Annotated in this window: 18 protein-coding genes; 5 read left to right on the top strand and 13 right to left on the bottom strand. The window is 52.4% G+C overall.

The genetic code is table 11. The features are described from left to right. Positions 1-9: 9 nt before the first annotated feature. Entirely contained in the window at positions 10-1,401 is a 1,392-nt protein-coding gene (locus tag NOC_RS04065; RefSeq protein WP_002813144.1) for a sulfatase family protein, read from the bottom strand. A 338-nt stretch (positions 1,402-1,739) separates the two neighbouring features. Here NOC_RS04065 and NOC_RS04060 point away from each other — a divergent pair, with 338 nt between their 5' ends. Beyond that, positions 1,740-2,741: a hypothetical protein gene (locus tag NOC_RS04060; protein WP_011330468.1), complete on the top strand. Its 1,002-nt coding sequence runs from the start codon at positions 1,740-1,742 to the stop codon at positions 2,739-2,741. Then, on the top strand, positions 2,738-3,694 hold the full coding sequence (locus tag NOC_RS04055) for a sulfotransferase family protein (RefSeq protein ID WP_002813254.1): 957 nt from the start codon (positions 2,738-2,740) through the stop codon (positions 3,692-3,694). Before NOC_RS04060 ends, NOC_RS04055 begins: the two co-directional genes overlap by 4 nt. Here NOC_RS04055 and NOC_RS04050 read toward each other — a convergent pair. The 3 genes from NOC_RS04050 to NOC_RS17830 all read right to left on the bottom strand — a co-directional run bounded on the left by NOC_RS04050 (position 3,675) and on the right by NOC_RS17830 (position 5,452). Beyond that, the gene (locus tag NOC_RS04050; RefSeq protein WP_002812641.1) at positions 3,675-4,493 is read right to left on the bottom strand and encodes a sulfotransferase family protein; all 819 of its coding nucleotides are present in this window, start codon (positions 4,491-4,493) and stop codon (positions 3,675-3,677) included. The two genes, NOC_RS04055 and NOC_RS04050, sit on opposite strands and share 20 nt — an antisense overlap. A 63-nt stretch (positions 4,494-4,556) precedes the next feature. After that, positions 4,557-5,009 carry a zinc ribbon domain-containing protein gene (locus NOC_RS17835; protein WP_002812683.1) on the bottom strand — a complete coding sequence of 151 codons (453 nt, stop codon included), beginning with the start codon at positions 5,007-5,009 and terminating at the stop codon, positions 4,557-4,559. An 80-nt stretch (positions 5,010-5,089) separates the two neighbouring features. Beyond that, positions 5,090-5,452: a helix-turn-helix domain-containing protein gene (locus NOC_RS17830; protein WP_197538946.1), complete on the bottom strand. Its 363-nt coding sequence runs from the start codon at positions 5,450-5,452 to the stop codon at positions 5,090-5,092. A gap of 143 nt (positions 5,453-5,595) precedes the next feature. Here NOC_RS17830 and NOC_RS04035 point away from each other — a divergent pair, with 143 nt between their 5' ends. Continuing rightward, on the top strand, positions 5,596-6,324 hold the full coding sequence (locus NOC_RS04035; RefSeq protein WP_231561543.1) for a hypothetical protein: 729 nt from the start codon (positions 5,596-5,598) through the stop codon (positions 6,322-6,324). Positions 6,325-6,411: 87 nt separating this feature from the next. Here the strand turns inward: NOC_RS04035 and NOC_RS04030 are convergent, their stop codons facing one another. The 5 genes from NOC_RS04030 to NOC_RS04010 are packed head-to-tail and all read right to left on the bottom strand — an operon-like array spanning position 6,412 to position 11,753. Continuing rightward, positions 6,412-7,212 (bottom strand): sulfotransferase, encoded by an 801-nt coding sequence (locus NOC_RS04030; protein ID WP_244860043.1) that lies wholly within the window; start codon positions 7,210-7,212, stop codon positions 6,412-6,414. A 17-nt stretch (positions 7,213-7,229) separates the two neighbouring features. Continuing rightward, positions 7,230-8,717 carry a hypothetical protein gene (locus NOC_RS04025; RefSeq protein WP_002813841.1) on the bottom strand — a complete coding sequence of 496 codons (1,488 nt, stop codon included), beginning with the start codon at positions 8,715-8,717 and terminating at the stop codon, positions 7,230-7,232. A gap of 28 nt (positions 8,718-8,745) precedes the next feature. Beyond that, positions 8,746-10,032, bottom strand: coding sequence for a glycosyltransferase family 4 protein (locus tag NOC_RS04020; protein WP_002813632.1), 1,287 nt, complete (start codon positions 10,030-10,032; stop codon positions 8,746-8,748). Between the two features lie 15 nt (positions 10,033-10,047). Next, complete coding sequence (locus NOC_RS04015; protein WP_002812222.1) at positions 10,048-10,881, bottom strand: ABC transporter ATP-binding protein; 834 nt, start codon at positions 10,879-10,881, stop codon at positions 10,048-10,050. A 26-nt stretch (positions 10,882-10,907) separates the two neighbouring features. Then, complete coding sequence (locus NOC_RS04010; protein ID WP_002813138.1) at positions 10,908-11,753, bottom strand: ABC transporter permease; 846 nt, start codon at positions 11,751-11,753, stop codon at positions 10,908-10,910. Between the two features lie 161 nt (positions 11,754-11,914). Between NOC_RS04010 and NOC_RS04005 the strand changes: the two genes are divergently transcribed. Further along, positions 11,915-12,400 carry a hypothetical protein gene (locus NOC_RS04005; RefSeq protein WP_231561531.1) on the top strand — a complete coding sequence of 162 codons (486 nt, stop codon included), beginning with the start codon at positions 11,915-11,917 and terminating at the stop codon, positions 12,398-12,400. 102 nt (positions 12,401-12,502) lie between these two features. Beyond that, complete coding sequence (locus NOC_RS04000) at positions 12,503-14,437, top strand: reprolysin-like metallopeptidase (protein ID WP_244860041.1); 1,935 nt, start codon at positions 12,503-12,505, stop codon at positions 14,435-14,437. An 11-nt stretch (positions 14,438-14,448) separates the two neighbouring features. Here NOC_RS04000 and NOC_RS03995 read toward each other — a convergent pair whose 3' ends face one another. The 4 genes from NOC_RS03995 to NOC_RS03980 all read right to left on the bottom strand — a co-directional run bounded on the left by NOC_RS03995 (position 14,449) and on the right by NOC_RS03980 (position 19,690). Beyond that, positions 14,449-15,792, bottom strand: coding sequence for an FG-GAP repeat domain-containing protein (locus tag NOC_RS03995; RefSeq protein ID WP_002813621.1), 1,344 nt, complete (start codon positions 15,790-15,792; stop codon positions 14,449-14,451). After that, the gene (locus tag NOC_RS03990; RefSeq protein ID WP_002813369.1) at positions 15,789-16,580 is read right to left on the bottom strand and encodes a hypothetical protein; all 792 of its coding nucleotides are present in this window, start codon (positions 16,578-16,580) and stop codon (positions 15,789-15,791) included. The genes NOC_RS03995 and NOC_RS03990 overlap by 4 nt, the downstream gene beginning before the upstream one ends. Before the next feature lie 318 nt (positions 16,581-16,898). Beyond that, positions 16,899-18,125: a hypothetical protein gene (locus NOC_RS03985; RefSeq protein ID WP_011330466.1), complete on the bottom strand. Its 1,227-nt coding sequence runs from the start codon at positions 18,123-18,125 to the stop codon at positions 16,899-16,901. Positions 18,126-18,541: 416 nt separating this feature from the next. Further along, positions 18,542-19,690 carry a hypothetical protein gene (locus tag NOC_RS03980; protein ID WP_036497973.1) on the bottom strand — a complete coding sequence of 383 codons (1,149 nt, stop codon included), beginning with the start codon at positions 19,688-19,690 and terminating at the stop codon, positions 18,542-18,544. Positions 19,691-19,916: the final 226 nt, after the last annotated feature.

Here is a 19,916-nt window from a genome sequence, read left to right as displayed (position 1 = left end):
TAAGCCTACTTACCATTCGTCTTTCTGCGCCCTGCCAGCATCCACATATTTTTCCCAAGCGGCAAACTCAAGCTGTAAACTTTTTAATTTCTCCGGGTAAATTTCAGCAAGATTATGTTGTTCTGAAAGATCGTTATTAAGATGATACAAACCTATACTTGTTGGTCTTTTTTTCTTAGTAGGCTGCATGAGCAGTTTCCATGGCCCTTTACGGGCTGCTTTTTTACCCTTGCTGCGCCAAAAAACCGTCCTTTCCGAAAGTTTATCGCCTTCACAAAGCAACGGCAGTAAATTAACGCCATCTATTTTTTTTCTAGGCAATGGCGCTCTCCCCATTGCCGCCATGGTGGGAAACAAATCCATACTCATTGCGATTTCGTCAATCACTACACCTGGTCTGATTTTTTCCTGCCAGTAGGCAATGAAAGGCACCCTATGCCCACCCTCCCATAGTTCTCTTTTTTTCCCCCTCAATGGGCCCGCGGAACCAATAGCTGGGCCATTGTCGGATGTAAAGGCAACGAAAGTACTTTCTTCTATCCCTAACGCTCTCACCGCCTTAATAATCTCACCGACACTCCAATCAATTTCCTCAATAGTGGCAGAGTAAAGAAATTTCCTGGATTTTTTATCTTCTCCCTTAATAGCAGCTAGTTGTTCCTTGGAAAATCGTTTTGCGAATCTCTCGGAAACATGCACCGGCTGGTGGGGCATCGGATGAGGCATATAAAGCAGGAAAGGGCGGTCTTTATTCTTGCTAATAAATTTGACGGCTTCCTCGGTACAATACTGCGTCAAGTGATCCAGATCAGGATTTAGCTCGACAATCTCTTCACCCCTCATCAAGGGGAGAGGCGGAAACGACTTACGCCAGGGGTGCATATCATGGCTGTAAGGAATCCCGAAATACTCATCAAAACCCTGTCGAGGAGGCAAAAAAGCAGGACGATCCCCCAAATGCCATTTACCTACCAGTGCCGTGCTATAACCCACCGATTTTAGCGCTTCTGCAAAAGTAATTTCTTCCAGGGACATCGCTTTAGCCATGGCATAGCGCTGATCCTTCGGGATAATATGAAGACCTACTCTTTGCTGATAACATCCGGTCAAAAGCGCGGCCCGGGTGGGCGTGCAAAGCGGGCCGTTACTATGAAAATCCGTAAATCGCGCCCCCTTTTTTGCCAAAGCATCGAGATTTGGAGTTTTTATATGCTGATTTCCATAACATCCCACATCTCCATAACCCATATCGTCAGCGACAATCAAGATAACATTAGGCGGCTGCTTCTCTCTTCCACTAACCAAAGATGAGCTATTAATAGGCCAGGGCACAGCTATCGAGGCGGCAGTAAACCCAAGCGTTTTTAAAAACTTACGCCTCGTATAAGTATATTTATTCAATTTTATTACTCTTTCATCAGCTATATCTAGGATAAAATTTTCCTTAGAAAAAATAGCTAGCTAAGATTAATGTTACAGAACAGACTCTCAATAAAATGAACCTCCCTGATTAAAAACTTCCCCTAAGTTCAGTATACTTTGGAATTAAACTTGGATGTTGAATGACCCCCCAGTGAGCGTGCCTGCCTGTGCGTGTCCGCATGCAGACAGGTAGGCACAAAACTGCTATCCGTCATGGCAAAACTCCAAAAAGCGTGCTTACCCCGCTCAACGAAAAAGATGGGGATGGGTTTGCCTGGTAATCGCAACGTAGACCCCTTACGCCTATTCACCACTTCATGAATCATTCATTTCTATTCTGCATCGAAGCGGGCTATCTGGAACCCCAATCCCTGCTCCTAGCCCGTTCCATCCGACGCTGGGGCGGGCGCTATGCCTGCTGCCCTATTCATGCCTTCCAACCCCGGCAAGGCCCACCCTTGGCCCCAACTACGCTTGATGGTTTACAAGCCCTGGGGGTAGTGCTGCATGAGGAGCCCCTCAACCATGAGCATCGCTTTTATCCCTTCGCTAATAAAATCTATGCTTGCGCCTGGGCCGAGGAGATGTTGCAAGAGGAAATCCTGGTATTCTGCGACAGCGATACGATTTTTCTCGGAGAGCCTAGCGCTTTTGACTTGAACCTCGCCTTGGATGCCGCTCTTCAGCCCGTGGTTTTAGTGGGCCAGGGAAGTACCGGCCCGGGCCACCCCCATGATGATTTCTGGCAGCAGATGTATCAAATAGCGGGGGTCAAGCATACTCCCTATGTGAACACCATGGAACGGGGCATTCCCATCCGTGGTTACTGGAATGCGGGTCTGATTGCGGTGCGCCGCAGCGCGGGAATTTGCAAGCAATGGCTCCAGATTTTCCGGTTACTGATGAAAGTGAACCATATCCCGCCCTCGGGAAATATCAATAACCTGGATCAACTTTCCCTAGCGGCCACCCTGGCTCAATTCCCGGAACGGATAGGCGCCCTCGATTATCGGTATAATTATGCCATTCCCCGGCGCGCCCTGTTTCACGGTCCAATGGGTACGGTTGATTTGGATGAATTGATCCATATCCACTACCATCGCTGGTTTAATCGGCCGCAGTTTCTTGAATTGCTAACACCGCCCCTAGGGCGAGACACCCCTGAATATAAGTGGCTCAAGTCATTTTTGCCTTTTCACCCCACCATGGACGAACCCCTCCATGGACAGATGGGCACTCAAGTCTCCCGCGCTGAGCTGCGGCAGCGCCATGGCACCGCACGGCCACGGTACCAAATAAAAAAGACAAGAAAATCATGACCGCTTCCCTCCCCAATCACCCATTAGCTCAAGAGGGAAACGATTCCTCCATCCCCTTATTTATCGTGGGACTGCAGAAATCCGGCACTTCCTTGCTTAGCCGCTGCCTGCAAATGGATGCCGCAGTCAGCAGCCCCTTCAAGGCCGAAGGCCATGATTTTTGGGGGGATGTCCCTCCCTTTACCCCCACCGCCTATCCCACGGGAACCCTTTATCAGGCCAAGGGGGGAAATCGAGGCCATCTGCTTGAGGCTTCCGATATTGACGCAACCATCATCGCCACCATCCATAGCCGCTGGCATAGTCTTCCTCACACTACTCCCATACTGCTCAACAAAAACCCCTATAATACTCTCCGCCTGGGGTGGTTGCGGGCGCTATTCCCGCAAGCACGAATCGTGGCTATGGTTCGGAACCCCCTAGCCAATACCTACTCCCTGGCCAAAAAATACCTGCCCCACCAAGGGCGGGGAAAAGCGCCTGAAGAAGGCTGGTGGGGAGTCAAGCCTCCCCAGTGGCGAGAGATCATCCAAGAGGACAAGCTTCAGCAATGCGCCCACCAATGGCTGGCCGTCAACCAGCTCTTGCTAGCAAATACCCGGCACGTGGATTTATACCTGACCTACGAAGCCTTCTGCCGACAACCCCGACTCTGGCTGCAACGGATTCTACAACTTTGCCAACCCCGCCGTCTCACTCCTCCGCCTTCCGTGCCCCCCTTGCAAAGCTGTGATAGGGAATATCTTACCGGCGCCCGCCTCCGCTCAAACAATCGCTATTTCCATGAGCGAGGAAATCTCTCCCTGCCGGCCCAAACAGTTACGGAGCTTCCACCACTAACAGCGGAGCAAATCCAACGTATCGAAAAACTGGCCTGGCCCCTATGGCAAGCATTAAGAAAAGCCCGAGAAAACGAAGCTCCTTTAGAAGCAATCAAAAACGGTAACCCCTAAAAAGAGCGCTAAACTCCGCTGTTGCCATCCGCTCCAACACTTTCTTTTTTGCTTTAGCCGGCCACGCCGTTTTATACCGGCGCGCATGGGAAACTGGATTAATAATACGGAGGCAGTTTCCCAGCAAGGGGGGGGGCGCCGAACATCCAAGGAAAGCAAATAACCGCTCCAGATAGAGTTGCGGGTCCAGTACAAAATCTTCATGGCGCAGCAACAAAAATTGTTCCCCGGGCAAGCTAGCCTGAACCTTTAAAATAGCGGAAGCATTCCTGAAATAATGATCTATTAAATCATTATCAATGGTTCTTTGACGCCGGTAAGCCATGGCGCTGAGGTTATCGAAGGGGTTTCTTATGACGCTAATGACATGCAGTTTTTCTGCAAAGCATTCATAGAGTTGATCCAAAAGAGCCGGGTTTTGATTCAAAATCCGGGATGTGCCCCCCCCTTTTTTGTCGCCGAGTACCCGAATACGGGTGTAGTTGCCTTGCCAGGCATTAGGAACAAAGTAGCGATAGCCCGTATTCAGCCAGCCCTCGGGGCAGGAATTTTTACTCGCATAATGTAAAATCAGGGCTTGTAGCTGGTGAGGTGATAACTGAAAACGCTCCACTAACTGCGCTATATTGAGTTCATTGGCAATCACGATTTCAGGATGGGCGTCCAGCAAGGCGCCTACCAGGCTATGGCCGCTATGGCCATGACCCACGAACAACACATAACGCTCGAGGTGGTCGAAAAGAGTTGGGGGATAGTGATCGGCAAGCTTTTGGATCTCCGCTAATTGAATGTCTAACATAAGAATATTATAAAAAAATTCCCCTGACTGCTTGCAGGGATAAGTAGTGACATATCCCCACCCCTAAATTGCTAGGGCCATGGTAGTGAGGGCTTCTTGCGACCCATGCCGATGAACATCGACACCTCTCGCTGAAACACCTGCGCTGACAGGTATGGTTTCAAGGGAACGCTTGACATACACGCTCTGCCCGAGCGCATCAGCTAAAGCTATTTTTTTGATATTTTTGGCAGCATTGATGTCTCTATCTAATGCAGCACCACAAGCCGGACAAGCCCAATGACGAACGCGCAAAGGGAGTTTATCCACTTTGTAGCCATAGGCATTGCGGACTTTAGAGCTTGGCTCAAATCGACCTATTCTGAGAACGTTCTTACCGACCCAGCGGCTTTTGTAGAGGACCAAATCAATACCCATGGTTTGCTCTAAAACAATCGGGGCAGAGGGAGAGGGCGCTTTGGCTTCATCCACCAGGATACTGACATAAAACTTCCCACTGGGCTTGCACTTAATCATGAGCGTTTTAATTTCGCCTTTGAAATGACGGTGAAATTTAGTTTTAATACCCGTTTTGAACTTAGGCAGGTAGAGCAGCCCTAAATCAAAATCAACGCTGACATGCTGAGGGCATTGAAAGGATTGGGTAGAAGTATCTTTCTTCTTGAACTTGGGAAACTTGCCTCGGCCTTTGAAAAAGTTTGTGAAGGCGGTTTCAAGATGGAGCGAGGCAGAGAGCAGACTTTGGTTATTGACTTCCTTGAGCCAGGGTTTATCTTCTTTTTTGCTCTGACCAGCAGGCTTTGAATCTCTGATTTGGACAGGCTCTTTTGTGTTCCTTTGTAGTGTTTATCTTTAAGTTCTAAAGCCCAATTGAAGATATGACGTACACAACCAAAATGCTTGTTCATCAGATCTTGCTGGTCAGTATTGGGATAAATCCTGAATTGGTACGCTTTCATACCTAAACCATACCATTGAATAACCTTCTAAGGCACACTCCAATGCCAATAACAACAGGTTTTCAGCCTGTGCCGCTATCCATCTCCATCTAAATCATAGATTTTAGATGGAGAATTCCGCAACTCTTGTTAAAAAGATCACGATGATAAAGTATCGAGCCATAAAATTAATTGCCTGGAGCGCCGCCTTTTATGGACTGCAGCTTCCCCTGCTGGCCTCCGCCGCCTGCACGGGGGGCACCACTGCCGCCTGGCAAACGGAGGATCCTGGCGGTCATTTGCACGTCAACGACACGGCGGCCATGAAAAACAGCAACTGCGGCCTTGAGATCCGACTGGACGGGACCGACGGTCCTAACGGCAAACGCTATGTTCAAGATTCCACCCCCAGCCAGGAAACCCGTTACCGAGCCCGGTTTTATTTTGACCCCAATGGGGTTGACATCGCCGCCGATGATTCCGAAAAATTAAAGTTTTCCAACCAACAGCAGCAGAGCAACTCCGCCCTCCCCATCGGCGTGGCTCAAATGAAACTAAAACGCGACGCTTCAGGCTATGTCATTCGCGCCTGGGCACGGTGGACACGGCCGGACGGTAGCGGCGGAAAAAAACGGGTGGAATTGCCCCTTGAAGACGGCCCTAACATCATCGAAATCGAGCTGATTATAGGGAAGGGCAATGGCGCTTACCGAATCTGGATCAACAATGGCAATGAAGCGGTCCCGAACTTTGAAGCCACCCAGCTCGATAATGCCGCCTATGGGGGCATTGATCGCGCCCGGCTAGGCTATCTGGGGGGCAATTTTGCCCCGGTTGGAAGTATCTTTATTGATGAATTCGTCTCCACCCGCTCCAGTTTCATTGGTCCCTAACCACAATTAACTTGGGATTCGATAAGGTAGGGCGGGATGTGCTCACGCTTTCCCGCCCTACCTTATTTTCGTTCCATCGGTTCTAATTTAAGGGGTTTTTCGATACCCCCAATAATGGCAATAGTCCGCCATCAGTTCAAAAACCTGTTCCGCTTCTCCCACCAGGGCAGCATTGGTTTCCGCCTGCCAGCGGCGGACACGCTGCGCGGTAATACGCTTGCCATGAAGTTGATACTCAATTCTTTTTCCTGGCTTACCCTTGCTCAGAAACCCGCCAATATCCCCTGTCCCCGGCAAGGGGCTCTTCACAAAGCGTTTGATTTTTTCGAAGGTTTGAGAATCCTGGCATAAATCCTCATAGCGGACAGGTAGGCAGTCTATCGCCGCCGCCATTTCTAATTGTCTTTGAAACTCAACATTTAAATCCGCCGCCACTAATTCTGGATTATAGGGTCCTCGCCATCGCCCATAACCCGCTTTTTGGCGGTAAAAAAGGGAAATATAAATATCCCGCGGGTCCCGGCCCGTAAGAATGACCTTCATCTCGGGAAACTGCTGATAATAGCGCCGCCAGTTTCTGTGCCTGATTTCCTTGACCCCCCATTGCTGAATTAGTGGAGAGAGCTTGGACAGCAACTCTTCTTGCAGGGCAGCGAGAATAGGACGCTCATCCCTGGTCTCTAGCCACTGCTCTCGCAGTTGCTCCAGCTCAACCCCCCAGGGCCTCAGTCTGTCAGCATCCCCCGGCTTTAGGGAAAAATTATTACTGCCAAAATGGGGTTCTCGAAAAATAAACGAGCAAGGTAAAGCCGTGAGCGCCTCGCTCAGCATGGTTGAACCGGTTCGCCGCAAAGCGGCGATATAAATAAAGGGCTGGGAAAAGTCCACAGAAGAAGCAACCATAGCTATGAAAAATAGACAGCGCGCAGATAAAGATACAACTTTCTCAGCCGAGGGCCAAACCAAGGGGTTTGCAGCAGCCAGAGCCGCCATGAAATAGGGCGGCGGAGCTTCTTTAACCGGGCCATAAGCACTTCTTCCAGCGGGGCTTCCCGGGCGGGGGCGAGCTCCACCCCGCCAATAGCGACGCCCACTGCGCGGGGGTCCCAGTAAAAGCGTTCCCTATGCGCCGTCTTGGCTACCCGGAAGGCCAGCCGGATATGCCTAGTTCTGGAGGAGAAAATATCCTGAGGCACAAAAGTCTGATAATACCGAGGGAAGTGGGAACCGCGACCGAAGGAACGAAGCGCCACCGGCTGGCCGTTGACAGTTAATTGCAGACTTTCCAGTATCGTCCGGGAAGCCGCATCTAGCACCAGGAAAGTTATTACGAGATCTTCCGCAACGCCCAAGGGGAAAGCCAGGGTAGACACCCTGCCGGGGCCGGTCCAACGATAGAATATTCCCTCGGAGGGTGCCTCCTCCCGGCGATGCCAGCCACTTCCCGGCAAGGGCTCGGCAAAGGTCATCCGAATACAAGCGCCCGCCGGGCGGACTTGCTTTGGCTGGTGACATCGGTAATGGCGTTTCAGTAACTTATAGAGCAACTGGGGATCAGCAATTAAGGAGTCCGGCATCGTCTCCCCCGCCCTTGCGTATTGCTGCAAATCCTCTCTCATGGCAGCTAGCCGCTCCTCAAATCGCTTTTCCGCCGCCTCATAGAGCGCCAGGTCCAGCGGATTATAAGCGCGAATCTGCGTCTCCAAGGAGGCAGAAAGGGCAGATCCCCGGCGGGAAGCCGGAGGCGCTACCATTAATTTTTGCACGGGTCCCGCCGGAGGCCAGCCAAAGGTCCAGGACAAAAGGGCGATGGACTCATCGAAACGCTCCACCAAGCCAAAAAAAACGCACTCCTGAAGGACGGCAAGAGCTCCCTCAAGCCGCTCTTGCGGAGATGGGCAGACCACCTTGCGGCTATTCACCCATTGCTTGGCGCCGCGGGCAGCAGAAAGTGCCGGCCCCCTGCCTGGTTGGTAACGCAGCTCGAAACCCAGGTTGCTCACCTGCTTGTTAGTTACCGCCAGGCGGGCTTTGGGGTGCTGTAAAAACTCAGCAAAACTCATTTTTCCGGACTTTACTAGACGGTGCAGATGGGTGCCCGGTTCCCGCAAAATAAATTGATAGGTGGATAAAGCCAAGGGCACGGGATGGCGCAGCATGGTTATCCGTAGTGGCGGCTCCGGCAGAAAACAATCCAGTCCCTTGGCCCCAAAATGTCCCCGAAACAGGCGGTAGCGGGGCAATGTCTCCTGGGGAAGCAACAAGAGCTGGGGCCAAAGTTGCGCCGGACAGATTTCATCCACATGAAAGCGGGCATCCAGGTGGGGAATCAGGGTAGTCCCGGCAGTTTTGGGAATATGAATGAAATACAAGCGGTCTTGAGGCTGTAACATCTCTAACGCCTACTACTCGCTAGAAAGTTCAGGCCAGGATCTGGCTATAGGCCGTAGAGAGACGCTCAGCATAACGTTCCGGGCTGAAATACTCGACCCGGCGGTAACCCCCTTCAATCAGACGTGCCCTTAAACAAACATCTTCCAACAGCGATTCGATATGGGCATAAAGCCCATCGGAGTCATGGGGGTCCATATAAAGAGCAGCCTCGCCACATACTTCTGGTAATGAGCTCGCATTGGAGGAAATGACTGGGCAACCATGGCTCATGGCCTCCAGGGCGGGCAGCCCGAAACCTTCATAGAGAGAAGGGAAGGCCATGCAGAGAGCATGGCTATAAAGGGTGCTTAAAACGGTGGAAGGCACATAATCCAGTATTCGCAGGCGCTTGGCTTCATTACTGCCAAAGTAGCGCTTGGCCATCTGGAGTTGCTCTTCCCAGAGCCAAGCTTTTCGGCCTACCACTACCAGAGGGAGATCATGCTGAAGCATGCTCATGGCCTTGATTAAAGTCGCCAGATTTTTTTTAGGCTCAATATTTCCCACGAATAGCACATATTGGCCCGGTGTCAGCCCGTAACTCTTTAGTACAGAAAAAGACTGCCTTTGATGAGTGCTGGCCTTCTTCAGGGACAAGGACTGATAGGTCACAACAACCCGCTCTTCAGGAATATCATAAAAAGCGAGAATATCCCGTTTAGAGCATTCGGAAACGGTGAGCACTAGATCCGAATCCCGCAGTGCATCCCGCACCAGCCGGTAGAAAAATTGCTTGTTATCCAACGTAGTATAAGGCAGGCGCAAGGGAATTAAATCATGAACAGTGGTGACCATCCGGGCACCCCGAATACGGATGGGCAGCGGCGTAGTAGCATGCCAAAGGGCAGGCGGCCGCGGAAATTTGACCCGAGTCAATCTACCCAACCGCAGATAGGTTTGGTTGGCCATCTCATAAAGCTGAGGCGAATTATAACAGCGATGGATAGAAGTCCCGCCCAAGCCTTCCAGGGGAATAACCCGGGAAATATCCACCGGCGTTGCCCTCAGGGTACGACCTGCATGGGAGAGCATCCGCAGTCCCCGCCAAAGCCGGGGATGGCGAGGAGCGTGGTCCATGGCCTGATCAAATAGATGTACTTCATCCAGAATCGGGTAGCGGCTTTTAGGCATATACCGATCCGTCAGCAAGGAAACCTGGGCCTGGCACTGGCTCAAGGCATTGAGCAAGGAAAGCCCATAGGTCTTAATCCCAGAGCCCTGGGGCAACCGAAGGTTATAGGTATCTACCAAGATTTCGTGAGCGGCCAGATTCATAAAGCTGCTGTGTGGTTATGGTTCGTCAAGATCAAGGATTTCCTCTCCTCCCATGGCTTCTTCGTAAGCATCCAGCACCTGATGGACCTCCCCAAACAGCCGGGTCTGGCCATGGTCCAACCATAGGCAATGGGTGCAAATTTGCCGCAGCAAGGCGCAAGAATGGGAAACCACGATCAGCAGTTGGCTGTGCTGAATCATTTCCATCATCCGGGTCCGGCTTTTGGCTTTAAAAGCCAAATCCCCAGGAGCCAGCGACTCATCCAAGATCATGATTTTTGGGTCCAAAATAGAGGCTACGGAAAAACCGAGCCGGGCCTTCATCCCTGCCGAGTAACTGCGCATGGGCTGATCGATAAAATTGCCCAGCTCCGAAAAGGCAATAATATCATCCAGACGGCGATCCACCACCCGGTGGGGAATGCCCAGAAACGAGGCGTAGAGATAGGCATTGGTCCGACCAGTCAGCTCCCGGTTAAAACCGGCGCCAAAATTTAGCAGCGGCGTCACTTCACCACGAACTTGGACCGTCCCGGTATCCGGCGTCAAGATGCCCGCCAAAACCAGACACAAGGTGCTCTTGCCCGCACCATTGTGGCCCACGATCCCTAGCGCCTCCCCTTCATGGCACTGGAAACTCACCCCATTCAACGCCCAATGAACCTGCGCTGATCCCTTGCGGGGAGACAGTAGAACCTCTTTAACCGAGCGGCGTTTATGCTGTTGCAGTTGGTACCAGAGTTTGAGGTTGCGGACCTCAATTAAGGGCGGACTTACGGGACGCGGTCGGCTCGGTGCCGAAGCTTTCTCCCGAGCCTCCTCGGTCATAGCAAGATAATCCCCAGTCATAGCGTGCCTTATAGATTCTTCACTCACTAGAGAAACTTGATGACACGGCGGTCATAATAAAGATAAATACGATATCCCACAAAGAGTAAAATCCCGGCTTCCAGAAAAAGTATGAGCCAAAAATAAAGCGGCATGAACTCCCCATAAAAAATACTGTCCCGGTAACCGCTAATCAGGATAGCAAAGGGATTGAGCATGTAGAGGTTGAATAGCTTACTACCCCACTCGGAACCGAACTCGGCTGTCAAAAGGCGCTGGATAAGGTCGATACCATAGAGCCCTGGCGACAGGTAATAGGCCATTCTAAGAAAGTGGTTGATAAAGGGGGAAAGATCCCGGACCAAGGCCCCTACGCACGCCAGGGGCAGGGCAATCCCCGTGACAATGAGCAACTGCAACGCCATCAAGCCTGGGAGTTGAAGCAGCGGAAGCAGATCACCGCTATGCTGGACTAACGCGCCGGATAAAGCGGCGCCTAGGGCAAAAACCAGGAGCACCCCCATGCCGAATAAAAAAAAACCAAAACTCGAAAACACAACGGCGATCGGCAAAATAATGGTAGGAAAGGGTACCGACTTAATAAGATGATCCTTGGCGCTGAGCACATTGGTAGCCTTGGCGGCGCTCTCCGCAAAATGCTTCCAGGCGATCAGGCCGCAGAAGAGGAAAATCCAGTAGGGTTCGTAACGAATATTCCCCCGGCCAAGGATGATCACCATTACTCCCCAATATACCCCCATCAACAGCAAAGGGTCCAGCAGCCACCATAACCAGCCGAGCCGCATTTGGGCCGTGGAAGACTGCAACTCGCTCAGGGTCAAGGATTTAAGGAGATCCTGACGGGCGATAATATTAGTTAAAGTCGAAAGCATAATGGTGGCGTACTGCCTCGATTTCCGTATGCCGGCTAAAAAAAGAAAGTATAATGGGGGAATATCCTAACAACATCAAGCCGCAGTTTTTTTTGTGGAAGCTGTATATAAAAAGCTTCCCCAGGATATCCTTTAAATATCGCCAGAATAATGGTAAGCCAATGAAAATAAAAAATTTACTTTGTGGTTCTTTCGGAATCCTGGTGTTACTTGCAAGCGGGGGAATATCCGCCCAAAATCTTCCCGGCGCCTCCTTCAAGCTATCCGTAAAGGATAATTTGGTCAGTTTCCAGGGAGAGGGAGCGTTGCTGGGAGAAGTATTAGCAGAACTAGAGCGGCAAACGGATATTAAAATTCATGTCTCCGACTCCGTGGCTGCCGAGACAATCCCCCTATCTTTTGACGATTTTCCCTTAGCCGAGGGCCTAAAACTACTCCTGAGGGGAAGGAATTATATTCTCACTTACCAAGAACCCCTCCCGGCCAAGGATCGGGACTCCCCCCCAAAAATAGCCGAGATTCGGGTTTTGCCCGATGGAGAAGCAGCAGGAATATCCACTGAAGAGCGGAAACCTCCCCCCCTGCAGCAAGCTCCCCCCACCTCTTCCCAGGAAGAGAAGGGTAACCCGAAAGAGATTGAAGAATAAGCAAGAAGGCGGCACGACCACACAAAGACATTTATGAAGAAACTGCTTGGAAAAATAAAGCCTATTAGGCTTACACAGGCCATGATAGCGTTCATGGCCTGTATGACCATTTCAATGGAGGGACAAGCCGCCTCTTCCCCAGACTCCCTTTGGGAAGATGTCGCCCCCCCTGCTATCGCCCGACGGGGCCAAGCAGCGCCCGAAAGCTACTATCGCCTGCTGCGGGTCGATATTACCGCCCTAGAACGGACTCTGGGCCAAGCGCCCTTCGAGGAGCGCCCCGGCGCGGACATTGTCCTCTCCATTCCCATGCCGAATGGGGGGTTTCAGCGTTTTCTCATCGAGGAATCCCCGGTCATGGCCCCGGCCCTGGCCGCCAAGTTTCCCGAAATTAAAACCTACCGGGGCATCAGCCTGGATGATCCCCAGGGCACGGCCCGGTTTGACCTGACTCCCAAGGGGTTCCACGCTATTTTCCATTCCAGCGAGGGGACGGTGTATATCGACCCGGACTCCCCGACTCAAAATGGCCTGCCGGAACTTTACCGCAGTTATTTCAAGCGGGACTTCAAGCCGGCCCAACCCAAGAAGCGGGCGTGTCAGGTGGAGGAAACGGAATCCCCCGCGGACACCCTGGACTTTCGCCCCTCCTCCCTGGCCCTACGATCTTCCGGCAACGAGCTGCGCACCTACCGCATCGCCATCGCCGCCACCGGCGAGTATACCCAATTCCAAGGAGGCACGGTTGCCCAGGCCATGGCTGCCATCGTAACCACCCTTACCCGGGTTGACTTTATCTATGAGCGGGAAGTGGCGGTGCGGTTTCAGCTGGTGGAAGATAATCCTGCCATTATTTATACCGATCCCCAGACCGATCCCTACACCAATGAAAACGGCAGAACGATGCTAACTGAAAATCAAATGAATCTGGATAATGAGATTGGCAACGACAACTACCATATCGGCCATGTGTTCAGTACCGGGGGCGGCGGAGCCGCGGTACCCGCCACGGTCTGCCAAGCAGGCGATAAGGCCAAGGGGGTCACCGGATCGTCTCATCCCATGGGCGATCCCTTTGATGTGGATTTCGTGGCCCATGAAATCGGCCACCAATTTGGCGCTCACCACACCTTTAATGGCACCGCAGGCTTTTGCGGAACCCGTAGGAAACCTAATGACGCCTATGAACCGGGCAGTGGTTCCACCATCATGTCCTATGCGGGCATCTGTGGTGAACAGAACCTGCAACCCCATACCGACCCTTATTTTCATGGTCACAGCTTCGACCAAATCGTGGACTACACCACCCAAAGCAGCTGTCCGGCCATCATCAGCACCTTGAACCAGGCGCCCATCAACGTGGATGCGGGGCCAAGCTACACGCTTCCCCTGGAAACCCCCTTTACCCTTACCGGGGAGGCCATCGATCCCGATGGGGATCCCCTTACCTATAATTGGGAGGAATTTGATCTAGAGAGAGATGGCAATAAGCCCCTTTTCCGTTCCTTTCCCCCTACCGGCGATCCTTCCCGGACTTTTCCCCAGCTCTCGGATCTGCTGAACAATACATCTACCGTGGGAGAACAGTTACCCGCCGAGACCCGTGATCTCACCTTCCGGTTCACGGCCCGGGACAATCGGGCGGGGGGCGGCGGCGTGGATTATGATGAGGTTACCTTGCAGGTCACGGACCTTGCCGGCCCTTTTAGGGTGACCGAGCCTAACAGTCCGGTCACCTGGGCCAGCAACACCTCCAAGCTGGTGATTTGGGAAGTAACCAATACCGATCTCCCACCGGTGAACTGCGCCCAGGTCCATATCCTGCTGTCCATCAACGGCGGCAATAATTTTTCCGAGATCCTTACCACCACCGCCAATAATGGCAAGGCGGTGATCACCGTGCCGGATAAAGCCACCACCCAGGCCCGCCTCAAGGTGGCATGCGCGGATAATATTTTCTTCGATATCTCCGATACCGATTTCACTATTACCGGCACTTTGCCGGATATCATCTTCGCCGATGGGTTTGAGTCCTAGAACTTCCCGCCCTATTGGCTCGCCTGATCTTCTTGCGAGGGGGCTTGGTGCAACCAAACCTGTAACTGGGGCAAGGCGCTCTCATCCCGTACAGGATCTTTGGTGCCATCCACCGCCCCTCCGGTACCTACGGCAAAATCCAGCCACTGATCGCCATTCACATCGGCCGTGGTGATACCCCAGGTAAAGGGCAACCCGGAGGCGGGAAGACTCGTGTCTTGAAGCTTGGTCCAGCCACCCTTGCCGTCACCCCGCAGGATAAACAGCCCGTAGCCGGTTCCCTTTGTTTCCAAACGCCCCCCTACCACTAAATCCAGATGACCGTCCCGGTCTAAATCCCCTAGGGCAATGCCTTCCGCTCCGCCGAGCATGGAGGGCATGACATCGGGGGTTCGCTGCCACGATCCTTTCTGAGTTTGCAGAAAAACCTCGGGGCCATTGATGCTGTTAGCCACCGCCAAATCCAGACGGCCATCTTCATTGATATCGCCCACCGCCAGACCGCGGAAAAGCCCTCCGATCATAGGCCGGGGCAATCCTTCCGAAGAATCCTCCCACTGCCCTTTGCCATTACCCCGCCAGACCCAGGGTCCTAAATAATAGTTGGCCACCACATCTAAATGCCCATCCCCATCTATATCCAGTAACTGCACCTGGTTGGCCCAACCGCCATTTTCCTCGGCTCCCGGTCCTAGGTGCTTAACAGTAGGCAGACCCTCGGCGTCACTTTCTTGCCAGGATTTACCGCTGCCATCTCCTAGGTACACTGCAAATCCGCCTTCATCGGAAGCGGCTACTACCAAGTCTAAAAAACCATCCTCATTAACATCCCCCAGGGCTAAATCCTCAGCCCCGGTCAGGGTATTTTCCCCCTCCTCTTCCAGATTTATCTGGTGCGACAGGGCTGGATTTAGTCTTTCGGTGCTGGCTGTCCACTCCCCTTTACCGTTCCCCAAATACACGAATACCCCGCCACAATGATCCGCTACCGCCAAATCAAGCATGCCATCCCGGTTAATATCGCCAAAGGCCACCCCCCCACCGCAAGAATCGGCAGGACCCAGCCCCTGGGAAGAATCTTGCCACCGGCCCTTTCCATCCCCGAGCCACACCTGAGCCCCGTCACCCACCCGGGAGATAGCGGCTAGGTCTAAGAAACCATCCCCATTGCTATCAACTATGACCGGGGTACTTTTCCAGATAGGGAGGGGAGCCCTGGGGGGCAACCCCTCTACCGCCAGCTGATAACTGAGCAGAGGAGACTCCGGAGAAGAGGGCAATGGTCCTTCTTCGGCAAAAACCAGAGCAGCCATGACCATACCCATGCTTCCACTCAATACTTGCCACAGCTTCATGATTCTCCCCCACTCGGCAGCTCGACATGCCGGTACCACACCCCATCCACCTTGACCCATTCTGCAATCATACTGTCCTCCTCGGGTTGTAATTTGTATAACGTGGGATCATTTAACTTCCGGGAATACACTACGTTGACCCGGCCCTGGTTGCCCCTGACTTCTACCCACTCAAAGCGATGGGTAACATAGACAAACAGGGATTGTTTGCTTAAAAATTCGGCTTTAGAAACCTCGGCGCGATAGCTCGGCTCTAAAAAACGGTAAATAAGATCCCAATTTTGGGCTTCCTTGGCTTTCCAGAATTCATCCGCCCGCCGGGAAAGGGCAGCCTCTTCTTCCGCAGGCCGCAAATGGGGAGGTAGCTTGGGCATCTGCTCCCGTAACTGAGGGGGAACGGGATACCATTGCTTCTCCCGAATTTGCCAAGGCTCCCACATCTCTATCCGATCCGGCGATATTTCTGGATAATTGTAAGGTTGAGCGGTATAGTGCAGCTCTACCCAACCTTTGTCCCCAGCTACCGCCACTTTGCCTATCTCGGAGGATAAATACCGAAAAGGCCCCTTCTTTTGCCGAAAGGCGACAAACTGCTCCTTGGCCGTTTTACTTCTCGTCTCGGAGGGTAAAAAATTATAGACCGTGGCCCAGTCTTCCTGAACTCGTGCCTTCCAGAAAACGCTGGCCCGGTCCTTAAGGGCGGCTTCTTCTCCCTGGTCTTGGGCAAACCCCAGTCCCATAAAGGATAAGCAAAAAAGCAAAACGAAAGAATTGTACCGTTGCTGCATTGAACTGTCCTATCTTCGAGTGAAGCGGAGGTGATGACTCTTTGATTCCATAAAACAAAAAACCTGCTTCACCTTCAATAAGTTACTGAAAGAGCAGGTAAAATAATAAGCTTCTTTTCTGAAACTATCGGCTAAAAAAACCGGATCTTTACCTCGAAGCTAAACATAAATGTTGAGCAACCCCCTAGCGGCCTGCGCCGTTTCACTTCACATCGTCGCACTGGCCATTATGCCCATAAAAAAAGGGCAAGACTGAAGCCTTGCCCTTCCCAAATTTTAAATTCTTCAGTTAGTTTTAATTTTACTTGACACTGAAGTTTAGCGAGAAGGACGCTCCTCAATCTCCTCTGCTGGATCATAGGAAATAAAGCCGGTCCGTTGGCCTAGCATGTGGAGGGTAGAACCCGCCTCAGCTACGCCGCTTGAGCCATTGCCATTATCCCCATCCTCAACAGGGATGATGATGCCTCCACCAAACCCGTAGGTAGTAGACAATACCCCTACGATCCCCGCATCTTCGGTGGTGATACTCTCATCGACAAAAGCGGTTCTTGGTGCATCCGGGCGCTCACAGACGCTGCTCTTCATGCCTTTCACTTTGAAGCGGGCCACATTGGTGCCAAAAGCACTGAAATTACGGCCATTGTTCTGAACATCGCTAAGCAACAGCTGATGCCAGCTATCGATGCATTGGTAAGCACCGGTAAGCTTCACTTCCTGCTCGTTCCAGACATTAAATTTCAGCTTGGTGAAGTGGAACTGCTGGTCCTGGGTCAGATCCTGATTACAGGAGGCAATGGTCAGCTCATTATGGCGAACTTGAACGTCGCCGACAGAAGCGCCAGCAGGGCTAAACTGACCGATGAGCTTCTTCGGGCAGGCTTCGTATTCAGTCCCATCCAGATCCAGCTTGCCAGCATCGGCAGTCACGCACTCATCTCCATTACCCCCGACCAGGCAACGGAACCCCCAGGCACTATATTCATAAGCGGTGCCATGGGAGGTGTCCACGACGGTGGCTGAACCGGCCAGATGATTCCAGCGAATTTCATTGGCGCCCGAGCTATCCACCGCCCAGCATTGCAGTTCACCTGCCGTCTTGGCATTGTCCGGCAACAGCACCTGGCTTGGCGTGACTCCACGATGGTTGGGGCCGCCATTGATGCTATTTTTTTCGGGGCCCTTGTAACCGACCCCGATGTTGTCTAAATAAGCCTGATTGGTGAAGGTGGGAAAGGGAGGCACATTGTAAGTGCCTTTCCCATCCTTAGCGCTGATCCAGATGGGTTGAAATTTGGTCAGTTCAATCTGAAAATCAGTGAAGAACTTGGTGCCGTTCTTCCAATAGCACTTGAGGCTGACCGAATCGGAATAATCATTCTGAATACGGATGATAGTATTCCGATCCCCACTCACATCCACATTCGGGAAAACCAGTAGGCTTCCTTTCTCGGAGGTGTTGCCCCTATCCAGGGCTAGGGCGGAGGTGCTTAACAAAGAAGCGGCTACTACCGTCCCCATAATTACAGCATATCGCATTGTCATTAACTTTACTCCTTAAAGTATTATTTTGGAGTTTTTTTGTTGCAACTCATTTTAATTTAGTTCTTCACAAAACCTCAGCAGGCGAATCAATTCGCGTTTCCCGGCAACCTCTAACCTCTAGTGAAGAACATTACTGGTCTCCGGTTTTTACCGCCTGTTTACCTGTAACTGTAAACAAGCCCTATACGCTTTACCTCGGGCCTTCCCGACCCTAGCCTGCGAGGCCAGAAAAAGCATAGCTCGAATTTAATGCTAAAACAACATATAAATTGAACGTTGCGCTTGGTGCGTCTCTGCTATCATGATTCGCCTTAGGAAACAAGATCATAAAAAAAGGGACCCACCTGGTAGGAGGGTCCCTTGCTAAAGGGTGTGTTCTTTGTTGGTGTTGATCTTATTTTAATAGAGCACTTGCCCTAGCGAGCGGGACGCTCCTCAATGACCTCTTGAGGGTCGTAGGCGATAAAGCCATCACGCTGACCGAGCATGTGCAGGGTAGTGCCCGCCTCGGCGAGGCCATCACTTTCCCCCAACCCGTAGGTGGTGGCCATGACCCCGAGCAGCCCGGCCTCTTCGGTCACAATGCTCTCATCAATGGCGAAGGTTTTGCGGTTATCAGCACGCTCACAGACGCTGCTCTTCATCCCCCTTACCTTAAAGCGGGCCACATCGGTCTTGAGGCTCGAGGCGGTGAAGTTACGGCCATTGTTCTGCACCCCATCGAGCAGCCCCTGATGCCAGCTGTCCATGCACTGATAGGCCCCCGTGTATTTGGCTTCCTGCTCGTTCCAGACATTAAACTTCAGCTTGGTGAAGTGGAACTGCTGGTCCTGGGTCAGGTCCTGATTACAGGAGGCCAGGGTCAGCTCATTGCGATGCACCTGCATGCCCCCAAGAGCGGTCTCGGCGGGGCTGAAATGGCCGATGAGCTTCTTCGGGCAGGCTTCGTATTCGTTGCCATTGAGGTCCAGTTGACCCGCATCGGCCACCACGCACGCATCCCCATTGCCCCCGACCAGGCAGCGAAAACCCCAGGCGTTGTATTGATAGGCCGTCCCTTGGGAGGCGTCCACCACCGTGGCGGAGCCGGCCAGATGGTTCCAGCGAATTTCACTGGCACCCCCGCCATCCACCGCCCAGCATTGCAGCTCACCTGCGGTCCGGGCATGCTCGGGCAACGTCACCCGGCTGGGGGTGGCATATTCACCGCCACCGAGACCTATCTTATCCAGGTAGTCCTGGTTGGTGGAGGTGGGAAAGGGGGGGACGCTGTAGGTCCCCTCACCATCCCGGGCGCTTATCCAGATGGGTTGGAACTTGGTCAGCTCAATTTGAAAGTCGGTGAAAAACTTGGTCCCGTTCTTCCAGTAGCACTTCAGGCTCACCGAGTCGGAGTAATCATTCTGGAGGCGAATAATGGTATTCTTATCCCCGCTCACATCCACATTCGGGAAAACCAATAAGCTGCCTTTCTCGGAGGTGTTGGCCCGGTCCAGGGCCAGGGCGGAGGTGCTTAACAGGGAGGCGGCCACAACCGCGCTCATCATGACTGTGGTGTGTTTCATCAATGTGTGCTCCTTAGCATTCAGTATCATCTTGTAGGCGCGCCTCCCTGCGCTCTGTGGACCCTGGCCACGCCCTCATTTTCATAGGCGTCTTGTTACCGGGTATCCCATGGCGCTCTCCTTGACATCCCCTGTCTGACCTACCCTCTGCTAAGTTCATGCCAAAGGCGCTAAGTCACTGACATATCACACAATAGCTTGCCCCCATCCCCCGGGAACACGCCGC

This window comes from Nitrosococcus oceani ATCC 19707 (assembly GCF_000012805.1).
In the GTDB taxonomy this organism is placed as follows: Bacteria; Pseudomonadota; Gammaproteobacteria; order Nitrosococcales; family Nitrosococcaceae; genus Nitrosococcus; species Nitrosococcus oceani.
Note: the sequence above shows the minus strand (reverse complement) of the source record. Positions and strands in the feature narration are given on the sequence as shown.

Excerpts from the sequence above, each read along its gene's own strand:
- NOC_RS04020 (WP_002813632.1), bottom strand. The coding sequence starts at position 10,032 with ATGAATCTGGCCGCTCACGAAATCTTGGTAGATACCTATAACCTTCGG.
- NOC_RS04010 (WP_002813138.1), bottom strand. The coding sequence starts at position 11,753 with ATGCTTTCGACTTTAACTAATATTATCGCCCGTCAGGATCTCCTTAAA.
- NOC_RS03990 (WP_002813369.1), bottom strand. The coding sequence starts at position 16,580 with ATGCAGCAACGGTACAATTCTTTCGTTTTGCTTTTTTGCTTATCCTTT.
- NOC_RS04015 (WP_002812222.1), bottom strand. The coding sequence starts at position 10,881 with ATGACTGGGGATTATCTTGCTATGACCGAGGAGGCTCGGGAGAAAGCT.
- NOC_RS04005 (WP_231561531.1), top strand. The coding sequence starts at position 11,915 with ATGAAAATAAAAAATTTACTTTGTGGTTCTTTCGGAATCCTGGTGTTA.
- NOC_RS17830 (WP_197538946.1), bottom strand. The coding sequence starts at position 5,452 with ATGAAAGCGTACCAATTCAGGATTTATCCCAATACTGACCAGCAAGAT.
- NOC_RS03985 (WP_011330466.1), bottom strand. The coding sequence starts at position 18,125 with ATGACAATGCGATATGCTGTAATTATGGGGACGGTAGTAGCCGCTTCT.
- NOC_RS04055 (WP_002813254.1), top strand. The coding sequence starts at position 2,738 with ATGACCGCTTCCCTCCCCAATCACCCATTAGCTCAAGAGGGAAACGAT.
- NOC_RS03980 (WP_036497973.1), bottom strand. The coding sequence starts at position 19,690 with ATGAAACACACCACAGTCATGATGAGCGCGGTTGTGGCCGCCTCCCTG.
- NOC_RS17835 (WP_002812683.1), bottom strand. The coding sequence starts at position 5,009 with ATGATTAAGTGCAAGCCCAGTGGGAAGTTTTATGTCAGTATCCTGGTG.
- NOC_RS04035 (WP_231561543.1), top strand. The coding sequence starts at position 5,596 with ATGATAAAGTATCGAGCCATAAAATTAATTGCCTGGAGCGCCGCCTTT.
- NOC_RS04050 (WP_002812641.1), bottom strand. The coding sequence starts at position 4,493 with ATGTTAGACATTCAATTAGCGGAGATCCAAAAGCTTGCCGATCACTAT.
- NOC_RS03995 (WP_002813621.1), bottom strand. The coding sequence starts at position 15,792 with ATGAAGCTGTGGCAAGTATTGAGTGGAAGCATGGGTATGGTCATGGCT.
- NOC_RS04025 (WP_002813841.1), bottom strand. The coding sequence starts at position 8,717 with ATGTTACAGCCTCAAGACCGCTTGTATTTCATTCATATTCCCAAAACT.
- NOC_RS04060 (WP_011330468.1), top strand. The coding sequence starts at position 1,740 with ATGAATCATTCATTTCTATTCTGCATCGAAGCGGGCTATCTGGAACCC.
- NOC_RS04000 (WP_244860041.1), top strand. The coding sequence starts at position 12,503 with ATGACCATTTCAATGGAGGGACAAGCCGCCTCTTCCCCAGACTCCCTT.